The following is a 25,338-nucleotide window of genomic DNA, read 5'->3' as shown; positions in this document are numbered from 1 at the left end:
TCAGATATCCAGGTCGGCCAGCAGCGAGCGGCGCTGCGCGTCGCTGAGCGTCGCCGACGCCGTGTAGTTGTCGTGGGTGACGCCGGCCTCGATGGCGCCGCCGGCGGCGGCGGCGGCGGCCATCTCCGGCGACAGTTCAAAACGCAGGAAGTGCACCGCCGATGTCTTGTCCGGCGTCGTGCGCTCGAGGTCTTCGTTGGAGATTGCGTGCACCTTCGGGTGTTCGCCGACACGCACCCAGGTTGCGGCGTCAATGCCGACCAGTTCGCGCAGGCGCGCGGCGCGGTGTCGCGGGTCGGGGTATTCGATCATCATCGTCGCCTTCCAGTTGCCGCCGTCGGGAATCAGCGGGTTGTAGGAGGCGATTTCCTCCTCGATTTCGCGCGCCTCGAAGATTTTCTCTACCCGCAGCATCTCCTGCACCTGGTAACGCATCGTCAGGTAGTCCTCGAAGTACAGCGTTACATGGTCGCCGACGGCGACGACGCGGTCTTTCTTGTGCGCCATCACGCGCGCGCGAAACTCGTCGCGCTTGAGCGCGTAGTCCTCCAGACTGTAGAGATCGCCGCGTTGCAGTTTCTTCACGCTCAGATTCCGTAGGCCAGGCGCAGCAGGCTCAGCGGATGGCGCGCGCGCATTTCGCCGTCGGCGAGGTCGGCGATGTGGTGCCCGGCCAGCATGCAGTCGCTGGTGAAATAATCGGGCTTGCGCGCGTTGAGTTTGTGCATCACCGGCTTGGCGATCTTGACCGACATGCGGCGTGATTCCGAGCGCATCGCATAGACGCCGTCGTGCCCGGAACAACGCTCGACGCTCTCGACGGTGGTGCCGGGCACCAGCGACAGCAGGTCGCGGGTTTTCGGGCCGATGTTCTGCACGCGCTGGTGGCAGGCGGCGTGGTGCAGCACATCGCCCAGCCGGTTGCGGAATTCAAGGTTCAGCGCGCCGCCCTTGTGGCGCAGCCACAGGTATTCGCAGGGGTCGAACAAACGCCCGGACAGCGCCTCGACATCGGCGTCGCCGGCGAACAGCAGCGGCAGTTCCTGGCGAAACATCAGCAGGCACGAAGGCACCGCCGCGATGATGTCGAAGCCGCGCGCGGCGTATCCGGCCAGCAGCGGCGCGTTGGCCTCTTTCATCTCGCGCACCGCTTCCAGGTCGCCCAACTCGAGTTTCGGCATGCCGCAGCAGCGCGTGGACTGCACGACCTCGCAGGCGATGCCGTTGTGCCCGAACACCGCGATCAGGTCCTCGACCGGCCCCGGCTCGTTGTAGTTGTCGTAGCAGGTGACGAACAGCGCGACCTTGCCGGCGCCGCCGGCGGCGGGCGCCGGCCCGGTCACCGGCGCCTCGCGCCGCGCAAGGCGCTTGTGCAGCGGGCGCGGCTGGTAGTGCGGCAGCCGCGCCTGCGCCGAGATGCCGAGCGTCTTGTCAAGGCGCTTGCGAACCGCCTTGCTGTCCACCGCGGCGTTGACGGCGCGGTGGACGACCGGAATGGATGCCAGTTTGCCGAGCGCGTCGGTCGAGGTCATCATCCGGTCGCGGCGCGGCGTGCGCCCGTTCCTGAACTTGACCGCCTTGGCGCGCAGCATCAGGTGCGGAAAATCCACATTCCACTCGTGCGGCGGCACATAGGGGCATTTGGTCATGAAGCACAGGTCGCACAGATAACAGTGGTCCACGACCTTGACATAATCCTCCGCGGCGACGCCGTCCACTTCCATCGTCTCCGACTCGTCCACCAGGTCAAACAGCGTCGGAAACGCGCCGCACAGGTTGACGCAGCGGCGGCAGCCGTGGCAGATGTCGAAAACCCGCTCGAGTTCGCGGTTCAGCGCCTGCTCGTCGTAATACGCCGGGTCGCGCCAGTCCACCGGGTGGCGCATCGGCGCGTCAAGGCTGCCTTCCTGGCGCGGCGGGGGAGACATGGATTGCGGGGTGTTGCGGGAGGGTGTGGCGGGGTGCTCCGAAAGACGCGGCGAACGGGAGCGCCGCGTCCCCGGAAAGATTCAGCCGAAGCCCGGGCTGCCGGGCAAATCAGCCGTCGAGCGAGTCGAGGGCTTTCTGAAAGCGGTTGGCGTGCGAACGCTCGGCCTTGGCGAGCGTCTCGAACCAGTCGGCCACTTCCTCAAAACCTTCGTCGCGGGCCGTTTTGGCCATGCCGGGATACATGTCGGTGTATTCGTGGGTCTCGCCGGCGATGGCCGCCTTCAGGTTGTCGGAAGTGCCGCCAATCGGCAAGTCGGTGGCCGGGTCGCCGCACTCCTCAAGATACTCAAGGTGCCCGTGGGCGTGGCCGGTCTCGCCTTCCGCGGTCGAGCGGAACACCGCCGACACATCGTTGTAGCCCTCTACATCGGCCTTGGCGGCGAAGTACAGGTACCTGCGGTTGGCCTGCGATTCACCGGCGAAAGCGGCCTTCAGGTTTTTCTCCGTTTCGCTTCCTTTCAGTGCCATTCTTTATCCTCCTTATAGCTGCGAATGTGATGTCAAACGGCGCCGGTTGCGCGCCGTTCCGATATACTAATAATATGCTTTTCCGGGCAGACTACAATACCCCGATTGATGAGTAATTTTGATGGAAACAATAGGATTTTCCCCAAATTTTTCCCGTAAGGACAGACAAATGGCACAAACAAAAAACCGCGCGAAAAAAAGCGCGCCCGATTTCGAGAAGGCCATCGGGCAACTGGAGGAGATTGTCGCCCGTCTCGAGGGCGGCGATTTGACGCTTGAGCAGGCGCTGGAGCAGTTCGAGCGCGGCGTCGCGCTGGCGAAGGACTGCCGCGATGCGCTGGCGCGCGCCGAGCAGCGCGTCAAGGTGCTGACAAAAAAAGAGGCGCGCGAAATACTGGAAGACGATGACGAAGACGGGGACGAAGACGGCGGAGGCTGACGCGCGCGCGGTCGAGGCGTTTGTCGCCGAATGCGCGGGCCGCGTCGGCGGCGACATTGAACGCCAACTTGAAAAACACCGCGACGGCGAACTGGCGAAGGCCGTCCTCTACGCCGGCGCCGGCGAGGGCAAGCGTATCCGCCCGGCCATCATCTACGCCGCCGCGCAGGCGGCGGGCCTGGACTTCCGCCGCGTGGACGGCATCGCCTGCGCGGTCGAGTTGATTCACTGCTATTCGCTGATACACGACGACCTGCCGGCCATGGACGACGACGACCTGCGGCGCGGCAAACCGGCGTGCCACAAGGTTTTCGGCGAGGCGCTGGCGATACTGGCCGGCGACGCGATGCAGGCGCTGGCGTTTGAGCGCCTGGCCTGCGACGCGCACCTCGACGCCGCGCAGAAAGTCGAGACAATGCAGATACTGGCGGCGACCTCCGGCCTGTCGGGCATGGCCTGCGGCCAGGCGCTCGACATCCGCGCCGCCGGCTCGCAGCCGGACATCGCCCACCTTGAACACATTCACCGGCTGAAAACCGGCACGCTGATGTCGGCGTGCGTGACGATGACGCTGGCCTGCGCCGGCGGCGCGCCGGACGCGGTGCAGACCGGCCTGCGCGCGTGGGCCGCCGACATCGGCCTGTGCTTTCAGATACGCGACGACATTCTCGATGTCGAGAGCGCGACGGCGGCGCTCGGCAAGCCGCACGGCTCCGACCGCCGCCACGACAAGCCGACCTATGTCTCGCTGCTCGGCCCCGAACGGGCGCGGCGGGAACTGGAACAACTCGGCGCAAGGTGCCTGCAACAACTTGCGGACGCCGGCGGCGGCTGCGCGATGCTGCGCGGCATCACGCGCTGCATCGCCGGATGGGGCCTTTGAGCGGCGCGGCGGGCGGCGCGGCGGGCGGCGCGGCGAGGGCGCGGTGAACGACACGGCAAGCGGCGCGGCGCAGCGGCGTCTGCTGGACGCCATTGAATGGCCGCACGACCTGCGGCAATTGCCGGCGTCGGACCTGCCGCGCCTGTGCGACGAACTGCGCGCGTTTCTGATTGAGTCGGTGGCGCGCTGCGGCGGCCACTTCGCCGCCGGCCTCGGCGCGGTTGAACTGACGGTCGCGCTGCACTATGTGTTCGACACGCCGCGCGATGTGCTGGTGTGGGATGTCGGCCACCAGTGCTACCCGCACAAGATACTGACCGGGCGCAAGCGCGAGATTGAAAGCATCCGCAGGCGCGGCGGCCTCGCGCCGTTCCCGAAGCGCGGCGAGAGCGACTACGACAGTTACGGCGTCGGCCATTCCAGCACCTCCATCGGCGCCGCCGCCGGCATGGCGGCGGGCTTTGATCTGCTCGGCGAGCGGCGCAAGGTGGCCGCCGTCATCGGCGACGGCGGCATGACCGCCGGCATGGCCTACGAGGCGCTGAACCACCTCGGCGACGCCCAATATGATGTCCTCATCGTGCTGAACGACAATGAAATGTCCATCTCGCCGAATGTCGGCGCGATGAGCAATTACCTGACGCGCATCCTGTCAAGCCCGGCCTACACCCAGGTCATCGCCGGCGGCAGGCGGCTGCTGGAGCCGCTGCCGCCGGTCAGCGAACTGGCGCGGCGCACCAAGGAGCACATCAAGGGCATGATTGTGCCGGGCACGATGTTTGAGGAACTGAATGTGCATTACTACGGCCCGGTGGACGGCCACAATGTCTCGCAACTGGTGAAAACGCTCGGCAACCTGAAAAAAATGAGCCGTCCGCGGCTGCTGCATGTCATCACCCGCAAGGGCAAGGGCTACGCGCCCGCCGAGCAGGACCCGGTCGGCTACCACGCGGTGCCGGCGTTTGACCCGGCGGCGGGCGTCGTCAAGCGCGCGCCGCCGGCGTCCGCGCCCGCCACCTACACCGCCGTTTTCAGCCGCTGGGTTTGCGACATGGCCGCGCGCGACCCGCGCCTTGTCGCCATCACGCCGGCGATGCGCGAGGGTTCCGGGCTGGTAGAATTTGAGCGGCGTTTCCCGAAGCGTTATTTCGATGTCGGCATCGCCGAGCAGCACGCGCTGACGCTGGCGGCGGGCATGGCCTGCGCTGGGCTGAAACCGGTCGTGGCCATCTACTCCACTTTCCTGCAGCGCGGCTACGACCAGTTCATCCACGACATCGCGCTGCAAAAACTGCCGGTGGTGTTCGCGATAGACCGCGCCGGCGTCGTCGGAGCGGACGGCCAGACGCACGCCGGCAGTTTTGATTTGAGTTTCCTGCGCTGCATTCCCGGCGCCGTCGTCATGACGCCGATGGACGAGCGGATGACGCGCAAGATGCTGTCCACCGCGTTCTCGCTTGACGCGCCGGCGGCGGTGCGCTACCCGCGCGGACAAGGGCCGGGCGCCGACCCCGGCGCCGACCTGGACGCCATCGAGGTCGGCAAGGCGGCGGTGCTGCGGCGCGGGCGCGGCGGCGCGATTCTGGGTTTCGGCAGCCCCGTCGCCGCCGCGCTCGAGGCGGCGGAGAAACTGGACGCAAGCGTCGTGGACATGCGCTTTGTCAAACCGCTTGATGAGGCGCTGCTGCGCGAGATGGCCGCCGCGCACGACTGGCTGGCGACGGTCGAGGACAATGTCGTCGCCGGCGGCGCCGGCGGCGCCGTCAATGAATGCCTGGCCGCCGCCGGCGCGGCGGCGCCGGTGCTGAACCTCGGGCTGCCGGACACTTTCCAGGATCACGCCTCGCGCGAAGAGCAACTGCATGAAGCGCGCCTTGACGCCGACGGCATCGAGCGCGACATCCGCGCCTTTGTCGGGCGCATGACGGGGCGCACGGCGTGATTGCCCGCTACGGCAGTTTGAGGTTTTTCAGATAATCGCGGAATTCGGCGGCGATGTCGGGGTGTTTCAGCGCGTACTCGACATTGGCGCGCAGATAGCCCAGTTTGCTGCCGCAGTCGTAGCGCCGCCCTTCGTAGTTAAGGCCGCGCACCGGCTGCGAGCCGATTTGCCGCGCAATCGCGTCGGTCAGTTGCAGTTCGCCTCCGACGCCGGGGCGCGTGTTTCTCAGGTGGTCGAAAATGCCGGGTTGCAGGATGTAACGCCCGATGACCGCCATCCGGCTCGGCGCCTCGCCGGGCGGCGGCTTCTCAATCAGTTGCCCGACCTGCCACAGGCCGTCGCCGCCGCGCGCGCCGCCGATGACGCCGTAGCGGCTGACCGCCTCCGCCGCGACCTCCTCCAGCGCCAGCATCGTGCCGCCGCCGCTGCGCCACGCCTCGGCCATCTGTTTCAGACAGCCGGCGCCGTCGGTTTGCACCAGGTCGTCGGCCAGCAGCACCGCGAACGGCTCGTCGTGCACCACCGCCTCGGCGCACAGCACGGCGTCGCCGAGGCCGTTGGCGTCGGTCTGGCGCAGGTTGACGCACGACACGCCGGCGGGCACGATGTCGGTGATTTTCTTCAGCAGCGCGGGCCGGTTCCTGCGGGCGAGGTGGTCGGACAACTCGCGCGCGTCGTCAAAGTAATCCTCGATCGCGCGCTTGCTCTTGTTGTTGACGAAGATCAGCACCTCAATGCCGGCTTCCACCGCCTCTTCCACCGCGTACTGAATCAGCGGCTTGTCCACAATCGGCAGCATTTCCTTCGGGCTGGCCTTCGTCACCGGCAGAAAGCGGGTGCCGAAGCCGGCCACCGGAAACACGGCTTTTCGCAATTTGTTTTTGTCCGGACTCATGGATAACTCATCTGCAAAGGGGATATGGCGTGATAAACCGCGCGGCGGCGGCGCGCGGCGGCCAACGCGGGCGCCTATGGTAGCATTGAACCGCCCGCGGCACATCAACGCGGCACATCAACACGGGGCATGAACAAACGACTCCAGCAAAAATACGGCGCGCTGCTGGCCCAGGCCGGCATCGGGATCAACGGCGCGAATCCGTGGGACATCCGCGTCCACAACCCCGCCGTCTATCGGCGCGTGCTGCTGAGAGGCTCGCTCGGCCTCGGCGAGGCCTACATGGACGGCTGGTGGGACTGCGAGCGCATCGACCAGTTGTTCACGCGGCTGCTGACGGCGGGGCTTGACCGCAGAACCGTGTCGGCGGTGGATGTCCTCGACCTGGTGCAGTCGCTGCTGCTGAACCTGCAAAAGGCCGGGCGCGCCTTCCATGTCGGCGAGCGGCATTACGACCTCAGCACGCAGTTGTTCGAGAACATGCTCGACGCGCGCATGAACTACAGTTGCGGCTACTGGAAGGAGGCGTCCGGCCTGGACGACGCGCAGCAGGCCAAACTGCGGCTGACCTTCGACAAACTCGGGCTGAAGCCGGGCATGAAGGTGCTAGACATCGGCTGCGGCTGGGGCGGCGCGGCGCGTTTCGCCGCCGAGCACTACGGCGTGTCGGTCGCCGGCATCACGGTGTCGCAGCGCCAGTCCGAATACGCGCGCGCCGTCTGCCGCGGCCTGCCGGTGGAAATCCGCCTGCAGGATTACCGCGGCCTCGGCGGCGAATACGACCGCGTCTATTCCATCGGCATGTTCGAGCATGTCGGCCACAAGAACTACCGCACCTACCTCGACGCCGTGCGCCGCGTGCTGAAAAAGGACGGCCTGTTCCTGCTGCACACCATCGGCTCGTCGTACTCGCTGACCAAAACCGACCCGTGGATCGAGCGCTACATCTTCGCGAATTCAATGCTGCCGTCGCTCGCGCAAATCAGCCGCGCGTGCGAGGGCCGCTTCATCATCGAGGATGTGCAGAACTTCGGCGCCGACTACGACAAGACGCTGATGGCCTGGCACCGCAATTTCAACGAGAACCGGCGGCGCATTGAACAGGCCGCCGACGAGCGCTTTTGCCGGATGTGGGCATACTACCTGCTGAGCTGCGCCGGTTCGTTCCGCTCGCGCAGCAATCAGTTGTGGCAGATGGTGCTGTCGCCGAACGGCGTCGCCGGCTGCTACCACGCACCGCGCTGACAAAGGCGCAGCGCTGACGGGCGCGCCGGCACTGCGCCGACAGCGCGCCGACGAACGCGCAAAGGCGCAAAGGCGCGTACATAAAAAGGGCGGGACGCGAACGCCCCGCCCCCGTTTGGCGCCGGTCAGTGACCGGTGTCGGGAAGGCGCTGCCGCGCCGCCGATGCCGCCTGCGGCGAAGCGGACGGCATCGCCTGTCCGCCGTCGTCGTCGCCGCCATCGCCGCCATCGGCGTTGCCGCTGACGCCGCCGCCATCGGCACCACTGCCGGCACTGCCGCCATCGGCGTTGCCGCCGACGCTGCCGCCGCCAACACTGCCGCCGATGCTGACGCCGCCAACACTGCCATCACCGCCGTCGCCGCCGTCGCCGCCGACTGTCAGCAGGTGGCGGTTCATCTCGAGCGTGGCGTCGCCGATGCCGTTGACCTCAACCAGTTGTCCGACATCGGTGAAATGGCCGTTGCGCTCGCGATACTCGATGATCGCCGCCGCCTTGCCGGGGCCGATGTTTCTCAACTGCTCGGTCAATTGCCGGTGGTCCGCCGTGTTGATATTGACCTCCGCAAAAGCGCAGGTGCACAACAACGCGGCGGCAGCCGCCAGACTTGCTTTCATTAAACGCATGTTTTACCTCCTTTGGTTCAACGTTCAAGGAGGCGCCAAAATAGCGCGCCGCGGCGGGCGGCGGCAGCGCAGGCGGATAAACGGTAGTTTTTGGCCGACGAACGGCGTACCGGCGGACGCGACGCGCCCGCAGTCAGTCGGAGGCGACCTTTGACGGCGACAGGCTTTCGATGATGTCGAGCGGCTTGGCGGTTCCCCAGGCGTGGCAACTGGGGCATTGCCAGTAGATGTGGTAGGTCTCGAAGCCGCAGCCCTCGCACTCATAGAGATGGCCGGCCTCTTCGTTGTGGCTGAGGCCGCGTATCACCTGTTTGACGAGGTCGTCCTCGGCGAGGCCGCTGTTTCTGATCTTCTCCTCGAGAAAAATTTTCAGCACCGGCAACGGCGCGCGCTCGGCCTCGACCAGGCCCAGCAGAAAATGCCCGGCCTCGTCGGTGCGCTGCGCCTGCAGCAGCGCGTGCGTGCAGGTGGCGACATAGGAGACGGTCATCACCTGCAAGTCCAGCGCGCGGATGTAGTCGGCGAACTCGGACGGGTCGTACGGCACAAAACACTCGCGGATTTTCGGCAGCAGCGCGCTCGCGTATTCGGGGTGCGCGACCAGCACATTGGAATAATGGCGCAGCGCGGCGCGGTGGTTGTCGCGCGAGGTCTCGGCGTCGCCGCGGATAATCGGCGCCCGCACCAGCGTCTTGTCGTGTTTCGCCGAGCGCGAGAGGTGGTGCGTCGTCAGTTTGTAGTCGCGCCGGTCCAGCGCCTTCTCGGCGAGTTCGCAATGGTAGTGCGCGATGCGGGTGTCGCAGTCGGCGGCGCCGGTGCGCTTCAGCCATTCGGCGCAGTGAATCGCGTCGTCCCACGACTTTTCAATCTCGTACAGCGTCAGCAGGTGGCGGTAGCCCTTGACGACGGTCGGGCGCGTCTCGACCGAGACCAGTTCCCTGAAAATCTTCTCGGCGCTATCGAGCAGCCCGGCGTTGAAGTAGTCGCGCCCCAGTTCCAGCAGCGCGACCGCCTTGTGGTCCTCGCCGATGCGCGCGCGCGACACGATGTTGTGGTGGATGCGTATCGCCTTCTCAAGTTCGCCCTTCTGGCGAAACAGGTTGCCGAGGATGATGTGGGTCTCGACCGTCGTCGGGTTGACCTCGAAGAACTTGATGAATATCTCGATGGCCTTGCCGGTCTGCTGGTCGAGCAGGTAATTCAACCCCTGGATGTACTCCGGCGCCACCGGGTGGTCGGGGCGCGGCGCCGACGAGCGCGTGCCGACATACCAGCCGCTGAAAGCCGCGACCGGCAGCAGAAACCACAGCCACTCGAAAACCGCCGCGTCCATCGCCGTATGCGCTCAGACCGCGCCCGAATCGCGCTCCGGCGGCGCGGCGTCGTCGCGGCCCTCGTCCCTGCCGCCGCGCGCGGCGTCCGCCCCGGCGTTCAGCGCGGCGGGCGCGCCGGGCGCTGTGCCGGCGTCCGCTTGCGCGCCGGTGTCCGCTTGCGCGCCGGTGTTCCCTTGCGTGCCGGTGTTCGCTTGTGATTCGGCGCCTGCTTGTGCTCCGGCGCCTGCTTGCGCGTCGGTGTCCGCGTGTGCGCCAGCGTTCCCTTGCGCGCCGGTGTTCGCTTGTGTACCGATACCTGCTTGCGCGCCAGTGTCGGCTTGTGCACCGGCGTCCGCGCGTGCACCGGCGTTGTGTTGTGCGCCGGCGTCCGCTTGCGCGCCGAAGCCCGTTTGCGCGTCCGTTCCGCCCGGCCTGTTTTCAGCGGCCTCCGTCTGTGCAGGGGCCTCATGCGGCATGTCTTCAATCGCCGGCACAATCTCGGCGCCGGCGGGGGCGCGGTGTTCCTCCGGATAACCGGGGTCGAGCAGCGTGTAGCCCCTCGGTCTCTTGTTGACGCGGTCAAGCAGCAGCGTGCTCGACTTGAAACAGGGCAGACTCCTGCCGGTGATGAAAACGGTCCTGCGCGTCTTCGGGTTGCGCGTCATCCGCGGCTTTCTGAAACGCACCGAGAAACTGCCGAACCCCCGCACCTCGATGCGCTGCCCGCGGCTCAGCACATCGCTCATGTAATCCAGCGTGACGCGCACCGCCATCTTGACATCGGCGCGGCTCATTTGCATCTGCTTCGACGCCATCCGCGAGACCAGTTGCGAGCAGGTAATGCACTCAAATTCCTTGTCGTCCGCCATGACGCCCTCCGCACAGCCGGATTCAGCCGGATTTGTCGTCGGCGCCCTTCCTGCCGCCGACCTTGATTCGCCTCAGTTTCTCGCGGAAAAGGTCGCCGAGCGAGGTGCCCGCCGGTTTCTCCGCCGCGGTGTATTGCCTGACCTTGACGGCCTGTTCCTCTTTCTCCTTCGCCCTGACCGACAGCGACAGCACGCAGTTCTTCCTGTCGTGGCCGGTCAACTTGGCCTCGACCGGATCGCCGGCCTTCGGCGCGCCGTCGGGCGACAGTTCGGAAACCGGAATGACGCCGTGCACATTGTCGGCGAGGTTGACGATGACCGACTTGTCGGTGACCGTCACCACCGAGCCGGTGACGGCGGAATTCTTCGGATGCTTGCCCAGGTAGTCCTGCAGGAAACTGTCGTTCAACTGCTTCATGCCGAGCGAAATGCGCTCGCGCCCCGGGTCCACCGAAAGCACCACGACTTCCACCTCCTGGCCCTTCTTGTAGCGGCGTATCGCCTCGTCGGGCGGCTCGGTGACCGAGATGTCGGTGATGTGCACCAGCCCGTCAATGCCGTAATCGGTGAAGCCGACGAAAATCCCGAAATCGTTGATTGAGCGCACCACGCCCTTCAGCCGGTCGCCCTTGCGCTGGTTGGACGAGAATTCGTTCCACGGGTTGTCCTTGCACTTCTTCAGGCTCAGCGACACGCGCCGCTTTTCCTCGTCCACATCAATCACCATCGCCTCGACCTGCTGGCCGACGCTGACGACCTTCGACGGGCTGATGTTCTTGTTGGTCCAGTCCAGTTCGGAGATGTGCGCCAGCCCCTCGACGCCCTCCTCAATCTCGATGAAACAGCCGTAGTCGGTGATGCTCGTCACCTTGCCGAAGACGCGCGACTTCGGCGGGCAGCGCCGCATCAACTGCGTCCACGGGTCTTCCGTCATCTGTTTCAGGCCCAGCGAAATGCGGTTTTTCTCCTTGTCGTAGCGAAGTATCTTGACCTCAATCTCGTCGCCGACCGCCAGCACCTCGGACGGGTGGTGAACGCGCTTCCACGCCATGTCGGTGATGTGCAGCAGGCCGTCGAAACTGCCGAAACCGAGGAAGGCGCCGTAGTCGGTCAGGTTCTTGACGATGCCCTTGACGACCATGCCCTCGGTCAGGTTCTTCATCTCGTCGGCGCCGGCGCCGTGTTCGGATTCCAGGACGGCGCGCCGCGAGACGACGACATTGCTGCGGTTGCGGTCCAGTTTGATGATCTTGAATTCCAGTTCCTTGCCTTCCAGGTAGGTGAGGTCGCGCATCGGGCGCATGTCCACCAGCGAGCCGGGCAGAAACGCGCTGATGCCGTCGAGGTCAACGATGAAACCGCCCTTGACCTTGTTCAGCAGAAAGCCCTTGACGATTTCGCCGCTCTCGCAGGCCTCTTCAAGGCGCGTCCAGGTGCGGATGTTGCGCGCGCGTTCGCGCGACAGCAGCGTCTCGCCGAGGCCGTCCTCAAGGCTGTCCAGCGCCACCTCGACGATGTCGCCCTCGCTGACCTCAAGGTCGCCGTTCTTGTCGGTGAATTGCTCGATCGGAATCACGCCCTCGGACTTCAGCCCGGCGTTGACGACGACCGCGCCGTCGCGTATCTCGACGACCTCGCCCTCCAGCAGCGTGCCGGGCTTCAGGCGCTCCGATTTTTTGTTCTGATTCAGGAGATCCTGAAAATTTTCGTCCATTTATTGTGCCTTCATGTTTCTTTCCGCCGCCAGCGCGGCGATTGCCAGAAGCGTCTCGGCGACCGACTGGCGGGTTGTGTCGAGGACAACGGCATCATCCGCCGCCCGCAACGGGGCGATGGCCCGGCTGGCGTCGCGCCGGTCGCGCTCCTCCAGTTCCCGGGTCAGGGCCTCAAGGGTAACACTAAATCCGCGTTCTCTCAACTGCTTATGGCGCCTGCGGGCGCGTTCTTCGACGCTTGCCGTCAGAAACACCTTGAGCGCGGCGTCGGGGAACACCACGGTGCCCATGTCGCGGCCATCGGCGACCAGCCCCGGCGGGCGCCGGAAAGCGCGCTGCGACGCCAGCAGCGCCGCCCGCACCGGCGCCGAGCGGGCCGCCAGCGAGGCCGCGGCGGCGGCGTCCTCGCCGGCGATGTCGGCGTCCACGCGCCGCCCGTTGCATTCCACGCCGGCGCCATCTTCAGCGGCGCTGAAACGCACCTCCAGCCCGGCCACGAACGCCTCGATGGCGGCGGCGTCGGTGAAGGCGATGCCGCGTTGGCGCAGGCCGAGGCCGACCAGCCGGTAGAACGCGCCGCTGACCAGAAGATGAAACCCGAAGCGTTCGGCCAGGCGGCAGCCGAGCGTGCTCTTGCCGACGCCGCCGCCGCCGTCGAGCGCGATGACCGGACTGTCCGTCACCGCGCCGTGTCCAGGTTCAGCCCGGCCTGCGCCGCGGCGGCGGCGAAACCGGGAAACGAGGTGGCGATGTTGGCGCAACCGGCGATTCGCACATCGCCGTCGGCGGCAGCGCCGGCGACGGCGAACGCCATCGCGATGCGGTGGTCGCCGAAGGCTTCCACATCGGCGCCGCGCAGACGCCCGCCCTCCACCGCAAGCCCGTCGTCAAAAGTCTCAACGGCGATGCCGCAGGCGCGCAGGCCGCGCGCCATCGCCGCAATGCGGTCGCTTTCCTTGGCGCGCAGTTCGGCGGCGCCGCGAACGCGGGTCACGCCGTCGGCGCAGGCGGCGGCGATGAACAAGACCGGCCATTCGTCAATCGCGCGCGCCACCCATTGCGGCCCGATCTCAACGCCGCGCAAACGCGCCGAACGCACGCGCACATCCGCCGCCGGTTCGTTGCCGAGTGTGTGTTCGCCGCTGATTTCAATGTCGGCGCCCATCCGCCGCAGAATGTCAATGACGCCGGTGCGCGTCGGGTTGACGCCGACGCCGGTCAGCGTGAGGTCGGCGTCGGCGGCGATGCTCGCGGCGACGATGAAAAACGCCGCCGACGAGATGTCCGCCGGCGCCTCAATGCGGGCGCCGCGCAGGCGAGCGCCGCCCTCCACCGAGACCGCGCCGCCGCCGCGCGACACCGGGCATCCGAACAGCGGCAGCATGCGCTCGGTGTGGTCGCGGCTCGGCGACGGCTCGGTGACGGTCGTCGCGCCGTCGGCGCCGAGCGCGGCCAGCAGCAGGCACGACTTGACCTGCGCGCTCGCCACCGGCAACTCGCGGCGAATGCCGCGCAGCGGCCCGGCGGCGTGGATGCGAAGCGGCGGCGTGCCGCCGGGCGCGGCGCTGATGTCGGCGCCCATCGCGCGCAGCGGTTCAACAATGCGCCGCATCGGTCGGCGGCTCAGCGACTCGTCGCCGCGCAGTTCGCCCGCCACGCCCTGCCCCGCCAGCAGCCCGGCCAGCAGCCGCATCGCCGTCCCCGAATTGCCGAGGTCAAGCGGCTGCGCGCACGCGCGCAGGCCGCCGCCGCGCACGGCGACGCGGCCCTCGCCGGTGCGTTTGATGTCGGCGCCGAGTGCGCGCAGCGCGGCCAATGTCGCCAGGCAGTCGGCGCTTTCCAGAAAGTTGACGATCTCGCTGTCGCCGCGCGCGACGGCGGCCAGCATCAGCGCGCGGTGCGAAATGGATTTGTCGCCCGGCACGCGCAACTCGCCGCGCAGCGAGCGCACCGGCGACGAGCAGATGGACGCGGCTTCAGCCATCGCGCCGCCGCGCCGCGACTTCTTCAAGCAGTTTTTGCAGCGCGTCGCCGTCGCCGCGCGCTATCAAGTCGCGCAGGCGTCCGGCGGCGGCGCTGAAATCGTCCAGCGCCTCAACGACGCCGTCGGCGTTGGCGAGAAAGATGTCGCGCCACATCACCGGGTCGCTGGCGGCGACGCGCGTGAAGTCGCGCAGGCCGCCCGCCGCGCAGTCAAAGACCGCATCGGCGTCGGCGCGCGCCAGCAGGCCGTCCATCAGCGCGTAGGCGACGGCGTGCGGCAGGTGGCTGGCGCAGGCGAACACGCGGTCGTGCGCGGCGGCGTCCATCTCGACGACTTCGGCGGCGCCGGCGGCGCGCCACATCGCCGCGACGGCGGCGACGGCGTCGCGGTCGGCGGCGGCGCCGGGCGTCAGCACGACGCGGCAGTTGTCAAACAGCGTCGCCGACGCCGCTTCCGGGCCGCTGTTCTCGGCGCCGGCGACCGGGTGTCCCGGCACGAAACACGCCGACGCGCCGCCGAGCGCGTCGCGCGCGTCGCGCATCACGGCGGCCTTGACGCTGCCGACATCGGTGATGATCGCGCCGTCCGGCGGCGACAGCGCCGCCAGCGCGCCGCGCATCGCGCCGACCGGCGCCGCCAGCACGGTGATGTCGGCGCCGAGTTGCGACGGCGAGTCGGCGCAGGCGTCCAGCGCGCCGAGTTCAAGCGCGCGCACGGCGCGCGCCGCGTCGGTGTCAAAACCGGCGACATGCGGCGCCGGGTCGCGGCGTTTCAGCGCCAGCGCCAGCGAGGCGCCAATCAGGCCGGTGCCGACAATGCCCACTGTATGCGCCATGTCAGCCTCCGGCGGCGGCGGCGGCGGTGAGCGAAGCGCCGGTCGGGACGCCGCCGACAATGCCCAATGTGCGCGCCATGTCAGCCCCCGGCGCCGGCGACGGCGGTGAAAGCATCAAGAAAACGCTCGTTGTGTTCGGGCAGGCCGACCGTCACCCGCAGGTGGCGCGGCAGTTTGTAGTTCGCCAGCGGGCGCACGATGACGCCGCGCGCAAGCAGTTCGTCGTACACGCGCCGCGCGTCGTCGCCGACCTCAAAGCACAGGAAATTCGCCGCCGACGGCAGGCACGCGACGCCGAGCCGCGACAGGCCGTCGCGCAGCCGCGCAAGGCCGGCGGCGTTGGCGCGGACGCTGTCGTCCAGATGGCGGCGGTCGCCGAGCGCCGCCGCCGCCGCGCATTGCGCCGGGCCGTTGACATTGAACGGCTGGCGCAGCCGGTTCAGCAACTCCGCCATCGCCGGCGACGACAGCGCGTAACCGATACGCAGGCCGGCGAGCGCGAAAACCTTCGAGAAAGTCCGCGTAACGATCAGGTTCGGAAACTCGCCAAGCCAGGCGGCGGCGTCGGGGCAGTCGGCGCCCGCCGCGTATTCGGCGTAGGCCTGGTCCACGACGGCGACGACGCGGCGCGGCAACCGCCGCAGAAAACCGCGCAGCGCGGCCTCCCCCGCCCAGGTGCCGGTCGGGTTGTTCGGGTTGGCGATGAAGACCACGGCGGTGGCGTCGTTGACCTGTTCAAGCATCGCCTCAAGGTCGTTGCCGCACGGCATCGCGTCCGACGCCGGCAGCGGCGCCGCCACGCGCGCGTCGGCGCCCGACGCCTGCGTCACCAGCGCATACACCGCAAAGGCGTGGCGCGAATAGACGGCGGCGGCGCCGGGGCCGAGGAAACAGCGCGCGGTGAGTTCAAGCAGTTCGTTCGAGCCGTTGCCGAGCGTAATCTGGCCGGGCGCGACGCCGTGGCGCGCGGCCAGCAACTCCTTCAGTTGGTGGCCGCCGCCGTCGGGATAGAAATGCACATCGGCCAGCGCGCGCCGCAACGCCGCCAGCGCCTGCGGCGACGGCCCGCGCAGGTTCTCGTTCGACGCCAGTTTAACGGCGTCGCGCACGCCGAGTTCGCGCTCCAGCGCGCCGGGCGGCTTGCCCGGCTCATACGGCGCAAGCCCCGCAAGCCCCGGACGGCAGTAATCCAGCGGGTCAAATGCGATGTCGTTCATCGGTGCGCTCCGCCGGGTTCATTGCCGCGCCCGCCGCCACGCCCGTCCTCGTGTTCACCGCTGTATTTATCGCCGCGTTCATTCAGCGCGCGCCACAGGCCGAGGCAGGCGTCCTCAATGCGGTCGAACATTCGCAGGCAGCCTTCCACGCCCTCGTGCGGCGGCGGCACGGCGACTTCGGTTTCGTTGAAGTAGTCGGAGTAATCCATCAGCAGGCGGACGACGGCGCCGTTCGCGCAGCAGCCGCGCAGCGCCGGCAACTGCGACGAATCCATCGCCACCAGGTAATCGCAGTCGCCGGGCGACGCCGCCGCCAGCGGTTTGGAGCGAATGCCGGACAGGTCGTAGCCGCGCAGTTCGGCGGCGCGCCGCACCAGCGTTTCGGGCGGCGCGCCGCCGCCCGCCGACACGCCCGCCGAATCGGCGACCGCGTCCAGGCCGGTCTCGCGCAGAATGTAACGAAACACGCCGTGCGCCGCCACCGAGCGGCAGACATTCAGCGAACACACAAACAAAACCGACTGGCTCACCGGACGCCGGCCACCTGCGGCGGCGCCACGCCGCGCAAATCCCGTTCCAGCGCGCAAGACACCGCGAGAAGCCTGGGCAGACACTTGACAACCCCGGCGCGGCTGAGCAGGCGGGCGGCATGCCACGCGAGCGGCCTCGTGCAGCGGTTGCGAAACAGCGGATAGTCCACATGCCGCTCGGCGAGCAGGCCGTTGGCGCCGCCGAAGCGGTCAATGAACCCGGCAAGCGGCGCCACTGCCAGGTCGCTTTCAATGCCGGCGACCGCGCGGTGCAGCCCGGCCAGGTTGTTCCTGTAGCGGTAGAGGTATTCGCGCACCCCGTAGTGCTTCTGCAGCAGTTTCATGTGCCAGAACAGGATGCCGGCGTGGTGGTGAAACCTCGGCAGGGGGCTGTGGTTGAAGCGTTCAATGACGCCGCTGTGGTAAAAATAAGTGTCCTTCGACACCGGGAAAAATCCGTGGTCGCCGTGCGCGCCGCAAAACGGGTCGTGCAGCGACACGCCGAACGCGCCGTCCGGCGAGCGCGCCAGATTGACGCCGGCGGCGATTATGAAGCGGTCGCAGCGGCGGCGCGCGGCGGCGACCGCCCGCGCCAGATTGGGGCGGATGTAAATGTGGTCGGCGTCGTGCTTGATGGCAACGCGCCGCGTCGTCTTCGACAGCGCGTAGTTGCACAGCGCGGCGATGGTGTGCAGCGAGTCGGCGCCCTCTGCGGCGTGCTGCGCGGTGTTCGGCGGCACCACTTCGTGCGGGTATTCATACACCTTCAGCCGGTCGGGGTGGCGTTTGGCCAGGTCGTGCAGGATTTGCGGCGTGGCGTCGCTGCACTGGTGATGGACGGCGACCACCTCGTCAAAGATATCGAGGCACGACTCCAGCCCGGCCTGCAGGAAGTCGGCGCCGTCGCGCACCCGCAGCATCGCGCTGACGCCGTCGCCGCGGTTCGCCGGGTCCAGCGTTTGCGGGTCAAAATGGAAGGGGGGGACGGCCATGCCCCGGAATTATATACCGCCGGTATAATGCCGTCCTGTTTCGCCCGCGCCGCCGCGCGCCGCCGCCCCCGATGGAAGCCGATGGAACTTGCACTGTTTGATCTTGACCACACGCTGCTGGAAGGCGACAGCGACTACCTGTGGGGGCGGTTTCTGTGCGACATCGGCGCCGTCGAGCGCGCGCGCTTTGAAGAGCGCAACCTGGCGTTCTACCGCGACTATCAGGCCGGGCGGCTCGACATCCGCGAATACCTGCGCTTTGCGCTGAAACCGCTGGCCGACAACGACCTGAGCACATTGCTGGAATGGCGCCGCCGTTTTATAGATGAGCGCATCCGGCCCATCGTCGCGCCGCGCGCGCGCGCGCTGATTGAAAAGCACAAAAAGCGCGGCGACCTCGCGCTGATTGTCACCGCGACCAACCTGTTCATCACCGAGCCGATCGCGCGGATGCTCGGCGCCGACGACATCATCGCGACGCGCCCGGCCATCAGCGGCGCGCGTTTCAGCGGCGAGATCGAGGGCGTGCCGTGCTTTCGCGAAGGCAAACTGGCGTGCCTGCAACGCTGGCTTGAACGACACCGGCCCGGCCACCGGCAAACCTGGTTTTACAGCGATTCCATCAACGACCTGCCGATGCTTGAGTGGGCCGACAGGCCGGTCGTCGTCCACGGCGACGATGCGCTGCTGCAACTCGCGGCGCAGCGCGGCTGGCCTACGCTGTCGTTGAAGGGGGACGCCGGCGGGGAAATCCCGGCGGAAAGTTAGCGGGTTGACGGCGGTTGTGCGGGCTGCCGCCGGCCAACGCTGTCGCGGAAAGAACACCCCGGCGGACAATCAGCGGGTTGCCGGCGGATTGTTGTGCCCGCCGGACGCCGCCGCTTGCGGCAATGATGCGCCGCGCAGGTCGCGCTCCAGCGTGTACGACAGCGACAAATACAGCGGCAGATTCCTGACAACTCCGGCGCGGTTCAACAGGCGCACGCCGTGCCATGCGAGCGGCCTCGTCAGGCGGTTGCGGAACAGCGGGTGGCCCGTGCGCGCGGCCAGCAGGCCGTTGGCGCCGCCGAAGCGGTCAATGAACCCGTCAAGCGGCAGCACTTCCATGCCGTCCCTGATGGCCGCGGCCCGGCGGTGCAGTTCGGCCAGGTTGTTTTCGTGGCGCCAGCGGTATTCACGCAGCCCGCAGTGTTTCTGCAGTTGTTTCATGTGCCAGAACAAAGTGCCGGCGGCGGGCAGCGAGCGCGAGACAGGCCCGTAACGCGCGGTTTCATGACGGTCGTTGTGGACAAACCGGGTGTCCTCCGACACCGGAAAAAACCCGTAGTCGCCGCCGGCGCCGCACAGCGGGTCGTGCAATGACACGCCGAACGCGCCGTCCGGAGCGCGCGCCAGATTGACGCCGGCGGCGGGCACAAAACCGTCGCAGCGGCGGCGCACGGCGGCGACGGCCCGCGCCAGATTGGGGCGGATGTAAATGTGGTCGGCGTCGTGCTTGATGACAACGCGCCGCGTCGTCTTCGACAGCGCGTAGTTGCACAGCGCGGCGATGGTGTGCAGCGAGTCGGCGCCCTCTGCGGCGTGCTGCGCGGTGTTCGGCGGCACCACTTCGTGCGGGTATTCATACACCTTCAGCCGGTCGGGGTGGCGTTTGGCCAGGTCGTGCAGGATTTGCGGCGTGGCGTCGCTGCACTGGTGATGGACGGCGACGACTTCGTCAAAGATATCGAGGCACGACTCCAGCCCGGCTTGCAGGAATTCGGCGCCGTCGCGCACGCGCAGCATCGCGCTGACGCCGTCGCCGCGGTTCGCCGGGTTCAGCGTTTGCGGGTCAAAATGGAAGGCCGGGGCGGTCTCATCGGCGCTGTCGCTCGCGGCTGTCATTGGCAACTCCGCTGCATGCAAACGCCGGGGGTTTTCATCACTGCACAACGCCGCCGTGCGCGAGCGCCAAAGCGTTGCCCGGTTTGCGGCTGCACAAGCCCGCCGTGCCAAACCGCCGGTTACAGCCCCGTGCGGTAGTTGAAGTTTTCCTGAAAGCGCGTTTCCAGTTCGTCCTTTGAGAAGCGGTGGCCCTGGCCGCCGGAGCATTCCACCTTGACGGCGCCCATCAGCGATGCGACGCGGCCCGTGGTTTCCCAGTCCATGTCGTTGACGAGGCCGTGAATCAGGCCGGCGCGGTAGGCGTCGCCGCAGCCGGTCGGGTCCTTGACGGCCTCGGGGCGTGCCACCGGAATTTCATGCACCTTGCCGCCGGCGTGGATGCTGGAGCCGTCGCCGCCGCGCGTGACGACCAGCGCGCGCACCCGCGACGCCAGTTGCGCCGTCGTCCAGCCGGTGCGCTCGGTGATGATGCGCGCCTCGTAATCGTTGCACGCGAGGTAGTCGGCGCGCTCGATGAAGTCGTTCAGTTCCTCCGCCGTGAACATCGCCGTGCCCTGCCCCGGATCAAACAGAAACGGAATGCCGGCGTCGGAAAACTGGCGCGCGTGCTGAATCATGCCGTCGCGCCCTTCCGGCGAGATCAGGCCGAGGCGGATGCCGTCGCCCGCCGGCACGCGGTTGCGGTGGCATTCGTTCATCGCGCCCGGGTGGAAGGCGGTAATCTGGTTGTCATCAAGGTCGGTGATGATGAAGGCGCGCGCGGTGAATTCATCCTCCACCGCCAGCAGGTGGCGGCGGCTGACGCCGTGCTTGTCCATCCACGCGGCGTATTCGCCGAAGTCCCTGCCGACGGTGGCCATCGGGTGCGCGTCGCAACCGAGCAGCGACAGGCTGTAGGCGATGTTGCCGGCGCAGCCGCCGAATTGCTGGCGCATCTTCGGCACCAGGAAGGAGATGTTCAGGATGTGCAGGCGGTCGGGCAGGATGTGGTTGCGAAAGCGGTCCTCAAAGACCATGATGTTGTCGAACGCGACCGAGCCGCAGACCAGAACCGACATCGCCGTTCAGTCCTCGACCAACTCAAAGTCGGACTTGGCGGCGCCGCATTCCGGGCAGACCCAGTTCCACGGAATGTCCTCCCAGCGCGTGCCGGGCGCGATGCCGTCTTCCGGCTCGCCCTTTTCCTCGTCGTAGAGATGGCCGCAAACAACGCACATGTATTTTCTGTATTCCATCGGTGCCGCGGGCGGCGGGCGCCCGCCTTGCTATTATAGCGCGAAGACGATGAACAGCCGCGCAAAGTTGACGATACTCGCCGTCTCCGGCCTCGACCCCGGCGGCGGCGCCGGCGCCCGCGCCGACGCCGAAACCGCCGCCGCCCTCGGCGCGCGTGCGCTGGCCGTCATCACCTGCCGCACGCGGCAGGACAGCGTTAACGCGCAGTCGTGCGCGCCCGCCGACGCCGACGCCGTGCGCCGCCGGATTGGCGAACTGGCGGCGAATGAACCCATTGCCGCCGTCAAAATCGGCCTGACGCCGTCGGCGCCCGTCGTTGACGCCGTCGCCGACGCGCTGGCGGCGCTGCCAAACACGCCCGTCGTGCTGGATCCGGTGCTGGCCGCCGGCGGCGGTTACCTGTTCTGCGACGATGCGACGACGGCGCGGATCGTTGCACGGCTGTTGCCGCTTGCGACAGTCGCAACACCGAACCTGGACGAGGCGGCGCGGCTGGCGGCGGTTGTTGGCGACGCCGCGGCGATGGCCGCAAAAATCCTTGAAAGCGGATGTGGCGCGGTGCTGATTACCGGCGAATCCGAAAGCAACGGGCAACTGCGCCACCGCCTCTACCGCAACGGCGCGCCGCCGTGCGACATCACCTGCCAACGCCTGCCGCACCGCTATCACGGCAGCGGCTGCACGCTGTCAAGCGCGCTCGCCGTTGAACTGGCGCGCGGCGCGTCCGTCGCGGAGGCGGCGCGGCGCGCGCACGATTACACTTACCGCTGTTTGCTGCGCGCGCCCATTCCGCAGCACGGCAATCCGGCGCCGCAGCGGTCTGAAGCGTGATGCCGAACGCCGTGTCCAAAGTGCCGTCGGGGGTTTATCTGATTGCCGATGCGGGGTTGTTGCCGGCGGGTGGCGGCGGTGATGTGATTGCGCCGTTGCTTGAGGCCGGTGTTGTGCTGGTGCAGTATCGCTGCAAGCATGGACGCGGCGATAGCGGCAGTAATGCGCGCGGCAGCGGCGGCGATGTGCGCGGTGGCGACGGTGCGCGTAATAGCCGCATTGATGCGCGCGGCGGCGGTGCGCGTAGTAGCCGCGATGTGCGCGGCGGCGGTGATGTGCGGCGGCGGCAGGCGGCGTCTTTGCAAGCCGTTTGCCGCCGGTTTGGTGTGCCGTTGATTGTCAATGATGACATTGCCCTCGCCGCCGAACTCGGCGCCGACGGCGTGCATCTTGGCGACGGCGACGGCAGCGTGGCGGCGGCGCGGCGGCGACTGGGCGGCGGCGCCATTGTCGGCGTGTCATGCTACGACTCGGCGGCGCGCGCGGCGCGGGCGCGGGACGACGGCGCCGATTATGTCGCGTTCGGCTCGGTGTTTGCGTCGCCGACGAAGCCGCAGGCCGCGCGCATCTCGCTTGATACGCTGAGAAAATGCGTGCAGGGTTGCGCGCTGCCGGTTTGTGCAATCGGCGGCATCGGCCCGGACAACGCGCGCGCGGTGTGGGAATGCGGTGTGCAACTGATTGCGGCGGCGTCCGGCGTGCTGGCCGCCGCCGACCCGCGCGCCGCCGTCGCCGCCTGCCTCGCGGCGCGGCCCGGCCAATAAATCAATCGCCTTTAAAGGCCGGGCACATTGGTTTCCAGCCGCACCAGTCGCACAGCGGGCCGGGGGACGGGGGCCATTGGTTCAGGCGGTTCAGGCGGCGGCGGTTGTCGGCGAGGTAATCGAGCACCATGCGTTCAATGTCGGGCGTGAAGGTTTCCGACAGGCATTGCGGGCGGTCGCGCAGGAAAACCGCGGCGCCTTCCACATCGGGCGTGTCGTAGCGGTAACGCATCCAGATTGCGTAAATGCCCAGTTGCACCTTCTGGTTCAGGAAGTCGTCGTGGTATTCGGGTTTCGGCATGCGCCCGCTCTTCCAGTCCCACAGCATCAGCCGCCCGCCGGCGTCGCGCGACACCAGGTCGTAGCGCCCGCGTATCAGCATCTCGTCGGTGCTGATTTGCAGCGCGCCCTCCACCGCCGCCACCTCGCTGCCGGCGAGACGCTGCGACACAAACTCGTTGAAGTTGGCGGCGATGCGCTCGAGGCGCGTGACAAAGTCGTCAAACACGGCGCCGCGGCGCACAATCCGGTACGGCTCGCGCAGCCGCCCCTGCCACTGGAACGACAACCGGAACTTGCGAAGCAGGCCGGCGACATCCATCCGGTCGTCGTCGCCGATGACGCCGCCGCGCGCGGCGATTTCCTTCAGCCAGTCCTCGGCGCACGAATGAAAGAAACTGCCGACGGCGGTCTCAATGCTGACAAACGCCGCCTCGTCCTTCGGGCGTTCCACATAATTCTTGAAATAGCGGTGCAGGCACGAGGCGTCCTTGACCCGCGAAATCGTAATCACGCGCTCCTCGGCCACGCTGTCAAAGCGGTCGGCAACCGACAGCACTTTCATTGCGGCGCGGCCCGGTTTGCCAGTGCGTTCATCAGGTCGAGCGCCTGGCGGTGCTGCCACACATCGTGCACGCGGAAAACGGCGATGCCGGCCTGCGCGCCAAGCACTGTGACCGCGACGCCGGCGGCGACGCGCGCGGCGGCGTCGGTGGCGCGGCAGAACTGGCCCATGAAGCGCTTGCGGCTGGCGCCCAGCAGCACCGGAAAGCCGAGGCCGGTGAAGGTTTGCAGGTTGTTGATCAGCGCAAGGTTGTGCGCCGTCGTCTTGCCGAAACCGATGCCCGGGTCCAGCAGAATGTTGTCGCGCCCGACGCCGCGCGCGATTGCGTGTTCGGCGCGCGCGGCCAGAAACGCGCCGACTTCGGCGACAACATCATCGTAGCGCGGGTTATCCTGCATCGTCTGCGGGCCGTTCTGCATGTGCATCAGGCAAATCGGCACGCGCCGCGCCGCCGCCAGTTCAAGAATTTCCGGGTCTTCGCGCCCCGCCGACACATCGTTGATCATGCCGGCGCCGGCATCCAGCGCGGCCTCGGCGACTTCCGCCAGCGTCGTGTCAATGCTGACCAGCGGGCGCGGGCTGCGTTCGCAAACCGCGGCGACGGCGTCCAGCACCCGCGCCTTCTGCTCGGCGGCGGCAACGCGCGCGGCGCCGGGGCGCGTGGATTCGCCGCCGATGTCAATGATGTCGGCGCCCTCTTCCAGCATCTGCGCGGCGCGGCGGCGCGCCTTGCCGGTGTCGTTGTACAGGCCCCCGTCCGAGAAACTGTCCGGCGTCAGGTTCAATATGCCCATCAGCCGCGGCGCGCCATTGCCGCGCTTCATGGCGACGCTCCGGGGCGCGCGTACACGCGCAGGCGGTCGCCGATATCAAACGCCATCCGGTCTTCGCCGAAGACGACTTTGCCCGGTTCGCCGCCGATGCGCGCCAGGATGTCGTCTTCGGAAACGCCGAAGACCAGCGGGTGCACCAGCGCCGTCATGCGCGGTTTGGTTTCGCGCACGACGCGCGCCACTTCCTCCGGCGTTGAGTGATAGTCCAGCACGCGCACAAGCCGCGGGTTGGCGCGTTGCAGCGCGTCGGAGGCGGCGGCGATTTCATGCACCAGCAGGTCGGCGCCGCGCGCATGCGCGACCAGTTGCCGCGAATAACCGGTGTCGCCGGAGATGACCACCGAGCGCCCGCGGTAATCCACGCGGTAGCCGAACGACGGCTTCACGACGCCGTGATTGACGGTGAACGCCGTCACCTTCAGGTCGCCGCGCCGCCACACTGCGCCGCCGTCCGCGCCACCGCCCTTGCCGTCGCCCTCGCCACCGCCCTCGCCACCGCCCGCGCCGTCGCCCTTGCCGCCGCCCTCGCCGCCGTCCGCGCCGACGATGATTTCGGCGGCGCGGAAAGCGGCGCCGGCGGGCGGCAGTTTCGTGTACGACAGGCGCAGTTCAATGTCGCGCTTGTAGGCCTGCTCCAGATGGCGCAGGTGCGCGGCGATGCCCGCCGGGCCGCGCACCTCCAGCGGCTGCGCGCGCCCGTAAATCCAGCCCGACAGCAGCAGGTCGGGCAGGCCGATGATGTGGTCATAATGCAGGTGCGTGATGAACACCGTGTGCAGGTCGCTGAAATCCAGCCCCAGTTCCATCACGCGCTGGGCGACGCCGCGCCCGGCGTCAAACAGCAGTTTGTCATTGCCGGCTTCAACCAGCACCGCCTGGCCGAAACGCGACACCTCCGGGCGCGGCGTGCCGGTGCCGAGCAGCGTAACCACCATCACATCGGCGGCGGCGCGCGCGCACGCCGCGCACAACAGCAGCGCCAATAGCGTCCGCGACACAGCCCG

At 67.7% G+C, this 25,338-nt stretch carries 27 protein-coding genes; 7 read left to right on the top strand and 20 right to left on the bottom strand.

Annotation, left to right across the window (positions count from 1 at the left end; genetic code table 11):
- The 3 genes from OXU50_06335 to OXU50_06325 all read right to left on the bottom strand — a co-directional run bounded on the left by OXU50_06335 (position 1) and on the right by OXU50_06325 (position 2,457).
- Entirely contained in the window at positions 1-591 is a 591-nt protein-coding gene (locus OXU50_06335; GenBank protein MDD9869494.1) for a DUF3501 family protein, read from the bottom strand.
- The gene (locus OXU50_06330) at positions 588-1,928 is read right to left on the bottom strand and encodes a heterodisulfide reductase-related iron-sulfur binding cluster (protein MDD9869493.1); all 1,341 of its coding nucleotides are present in this window, start codon (positions 1,926-1,928) and stop codon (positions 588-590) included. Before OXU50_06330 ends, OXU50_06335 begins: the two co-directional genes overlap by 4 nt.
- Positions 1,929-2,037: 109 nt before the next feature.
- A complete protein-coding gene (locus OXU50_06325; protein MDD9869492.1) occupies positions 2,038-2,457 on the bottom strand; it encodes a rubrerythrin family protein in 420 nt (139 codons plus the stop codon).
- A gap of 169 nt (positions 2,458-2,626) precedes the next feature.
- On the opposite strand from OXU50_06325, the gene OXU50_06320 reads away from it, so the two are divergent.
- From OXU50_06320 to dxs, 3 genes are read left to right on the top strand one after another with little or no spacing between them, the layout of a single operon-like run.
- Positions 2,627-2,896, top strand: coding sequence for an exodeoxyribonuclease VII small subunit (locus tag OXU50_06320; GenBank protein MDD9869491.1), 270 nt, complete (start codon positions 2,627-2,629; stop codon positions 2,894-2,896).
- Entirely contained in the window at positions 2,862-3,779 is a 918-nt protein-coding gene (locus OXU50_06315) for a polyprenyl synthetase family protein (GenBank protein MDD9869490.1), read from the top strand. Before OXU50_06320 ends, OXU50_06315 begins: the two co-directional genes overlap by 35 nt.
- Before the next feature lie 43 nt (positions 3,780-3,822).
- Positions 3,823-5,721 (top strand): 1-deoxy-D-xylulose-5-phosphate synthase, encoded by a 1,899-nt coding sequence (gene dxs, locus OXU50_06310; protein ID MDD9869489.1) that lies wholly within the window; start codon positions 3,823-3,825, stop codon positions 5,719-5,721.
- Between the two features lie 7 nt (positions 5,722-5,728).
- On the opposite strand, the gene galU is transcribed toward dxs, so the two are convergent.
- Positions 5,729-6,616 (bottom strand): UTP--glucose-1-phosphate uridylyltransferase GalU, encoded by an 888-nt coding sequence (gene galU / locus OXU50_06305; protein ID MDD9869488.1) that lies wholly within the window; start codon positions 6,614-6,616, stop codon positions 5,729-5,731.
- Between the two features lie 129 nt (positions 6,617-6,745).
- Here galU and cfa point away from each other — a divergent pair, with 129 nt between their 5' ends.
- On the top strand, positions 6,746-7,861 hold the full coding sequence (gene cfa, locus OXU50_06300; GenBank protein MDD9869487.1) for a cyclopropane fatty acyl phospholipid synthase: 1,116 nt from the start codon (positions 6,746-6,748) through the stop codon (positions 7,859-7,861).
- A gap of 125 nt (positions 7,862-7,986) precedes the next feature.
- Here the strand turns inward: cfa and OXU50_06295 are convergent, their stop codons facing one another.
- The 10 genes from OXU50_06295 to OXU50_06250 form a co-directional block, all read right to left on the bottom strand.
- Positions 7,987-8,478 (bottom strand): ComEA family DNA-binding protein, encoded by a 492-nt coding sequence (locus tag OXU50_06295; GenBank protein ID MDD9869486.1) that lies wholly within the window; start codon positions 8,476-8,478, stop codon positions 7,987-7,989.
- Positions 8,479-8,620: 142 nt separating this feature from the next.
- On the bottom strand, positions 8,621-9,820 hold the full coding sequence (locus tag OXU50_06290) for a hypothetical protein (protein ID MDD9869485.1): 1,200 nt from the start codon (positions 9,818-9,820) through the stop codon (positions 8,621-8,623).
- 12 nt (positions 9,821-9,832) lie between these two features.
- Positions 9,833-10,669, bottom strand: a complete 837-nt coding sequence (locus OXU50_06285; protein ID MDD9869484.1) for an HU family DNA-binding protein — start codon at positions 10,667-10,669, stop codon at positions 9,833-9,835.
- Between the two features lie 22 nt (positions 10,670-10,691).
- On the bottom strand, positions 10,692-12,383 hold the full coding sequence (gene rpsA / locus OXU50_06280) for a 30S ribosomal protein S1 (GenBank protein ID MDD9869483.1): 1,692 nt from the start codon (positions 12,381-12,383) through the stop codon (positions 10,692-10,694).
- The gene (cmk, locus tag OXU50_06275) at positions 12,384-13,067 is read right to left on the bottom strand and encodes a (d)CMP kinase (protein MDD9869482.1); all 684 of its coding nucleotides are present in this window, start codon (positions 13,065-13,067) and stop codon (positions 12,384-12,386) included.
- Positions 13,064-14,368, bottom strand: coding sequence for a 3-phosphoshikimate 1-carboxyvinyltransferase (gene aroA / locus OXU50_06270; GenBank protein MDD9869481.1), 1,305 nt, complete (start codon positions 14,366-14,368; stop codon positions 13,064-13,066). The genes cmk and aroA overlap by 4 nt, the downstream gene beginning before the upstream one ends.
- Positions 14,361-15,203 (bottom strand): prephenate dehydrogenase/arogenate dehydrogenase family protein, encoded by an 843-nt coding sequence (locus OXU50_06265; GenBank protein MDD9869480.1) that lies wholly within the window; start codon positions 15,201-15,203, stop codon positions 14,361-14,363. The genes aroA and OXU50_06265 overlap by 8 nt, the downstream gene beginning before the upstream one ends.
- 80 nt (positions 15,204-15,283) lie before the next feature.
- The gene (hisC, locus tag OXU50_06260; protein MDD9869479.1) at positions 15,284-16,420 is read right to left on the bottom strand and encodes a histidinol-phosphate transaminase; all 1,137 of its coding nucleotides are present in this window, start codon (positions 16,418-16,420) and stop codon (positions 15,284-15,286) included.
- Positions 16,417-16,950: a low molecular weight phosphotyrosine protein phosphatase gene (locus OXU50_06255; protein ID MDD9869478.1), complete on the bottom strand. Its 534-nt coding sequence runs from the start codon at positions 16,948-16,950 to the stop codon at positions 16,417-16,419. Before OXU50_06255 ends, hisC begins: the two co-directional genes overlap by 4 nt.
- Positions 16,947-17,942, bottom strand: a complete 996-nt coding sequence (locus OXU50_06250; protein ID MDD9869477.1) for a hypothetical protein — start codon at positions 17,940-17,942, stop codon at positions 16,947-16,949. Before OXU50_06250 ends, OXU50_06255 begins: the two co-directional genes overlap by 4 nt.
- 81 nt (positions 17,943-18,023) lie before the next feature.
- Here OXU50_06250 and OXU50_06245 point away from each other — a divergent pair, with 81 nt between their 5' ends.
- Positions 18,024-18,710 carry an HAD-IB family hydrolase gene (locus tag OXU50_06245; protein ID MDD9869476.1) on the top strand — a complete coding sequence of 229 codons (687 nt, stop codon included), beginning with the start codon at positions 18,024-18,026 and terminating at the stop codon, positions 18,708-18,710.
- A gap of 69 nt (positions 18,711-18,779) precedes the next feature.
- Here OXU50_06245 and OXU50_06240 read toward each other — a convergent pair whose 3' ends face one another.
- The 3 genes from OXU50_06240 to OXU50_06230 form a co-directional block, all read right to left on the bottom strand.
- Complete coding sequence (locus OXU50_06240; GenBank protein MDD9869475.1) at positions 18,780-19,826, bottom strand: hypothetical protein; 1,047 nt, start codon at positions 19,824-19,826, stop codon at positions 18,780-18,782.
- A gap of 119 nt (positions 19,827-19,945) precedes the next feature.
- Complete coding sequence (locus OXU50_06235) at positions 19,946-20,884, bottom strand: carbohydrate kinase family protein (GenBank protein ID MDD9869474.1); 939 nt, start codon at positions 20,882-20,884, stop codon at positions 19,946-19,948.
- Between the two features lie 6 nt (positions 20,885-20,890).
- Positions 20,891-21,061 (bottom strand): rubredoxin, encoded by a 171-nt coding sequence (locus OXU50_06230; protein MDD9869473.1) that lies wholly within the window; start codon positions 21,059-21,061, stop codon positions 20,891-20,893.
- A gap of 49 nt (positions 21,062-21,110) precedes the next feature.
- Here OXU50_06230 and OXU50_06225 point away from each other — a divergent pair, with 49 nt between their 5' ends.
- The gene (locus OXU50_06225; protein MDD9869472.1) at positions 21,111-21,893 is read left to right on the top strand and encodes a bifunctional hydroxymethylpyrimidine kinase/phosphomethylpyrimidine kinase; all 783 of its coding nucleotides are present in this window, start codon (positions 21,111-21,113) and stop codon (positions 21,891-21,893) included.
- On the top strand, positions 21,893-22,657 hold the full coding sequence (thiE, locus tag OXU50_06220) for a thiamine phosphate synthase (protein ID MDD9869471.1): 765 nt from the start codon (positions 21,893-21,895) through the stop codon (positions 22,655-22,657). The genes OXU50_06225 and thiE overlap by 1 nt, the downstream gene beginning before the upstream one ends.
- 1 nt (position 22,658) lies before the next feature.
- Here the strand turns inward: thiE and OXU50_06215 are convergent, their stop codons facing one another.
- Genes OXU50_06215 through OXU50_06205 form a run of 3 tightly spaced genes read right to left on the bottom strand, consistent with a single transcriptional unit; the run spans position 22,659 to position 25,332 of the window.
- Entirely contained in the window at positions 22,659-23,501 is an 843-nt protein-coding gene (locus tag OXU50_06215) for a PD-(D/E)XK nuclease family protein (GenBank protein ID MDD9869470.1), read from the bottom strand.
- Positions 23,498-24,325 (bottom strand): dihydropteroate synthase, encoded by an 828-nt coding sequence (gene folP, locus OXU50_06210; GenBank protein ID MDD9869469.1) that lies wholly within the window; start codon positions 24,323-24,325, stop codon positions 23,498-23,500. The genes OXU50_06215 and folP overlap by 4 nt, the downstream gene beginning before the upstream one ends.
- Positions 24,322-25,332 carry an MBL fold metallo-hydrolase gene (locus OXU50_06205; protein MDD9869468.1) on the bottom strand — a complete coding sequence of 337 codons (1,011 nt, stop codon included), beginning with the start codon at positions 25,330-25,332 and terminating at the stop codon, positions 24,322-24,324. Before OXU50_06205 ends, folP begins: the two co-directional genes overlap by 4 nt.
- Positions 25,333-25,338 lie beyond the last annotated feature (6 nt).

The organism is Gammaproteobacteria bacterium, from assembly GCA_028817225.1.
Lineage (GTDB): Bacteria > Pseudomonadota > Gammaproteobacteria > Poriferisulfidales > Oxydemutatoraceae > Oxydemutator.
Note: the sequence above shows the minus strand (reverse complement) of the source record. Positions and strands in the feature narration are given on the sequence as shown.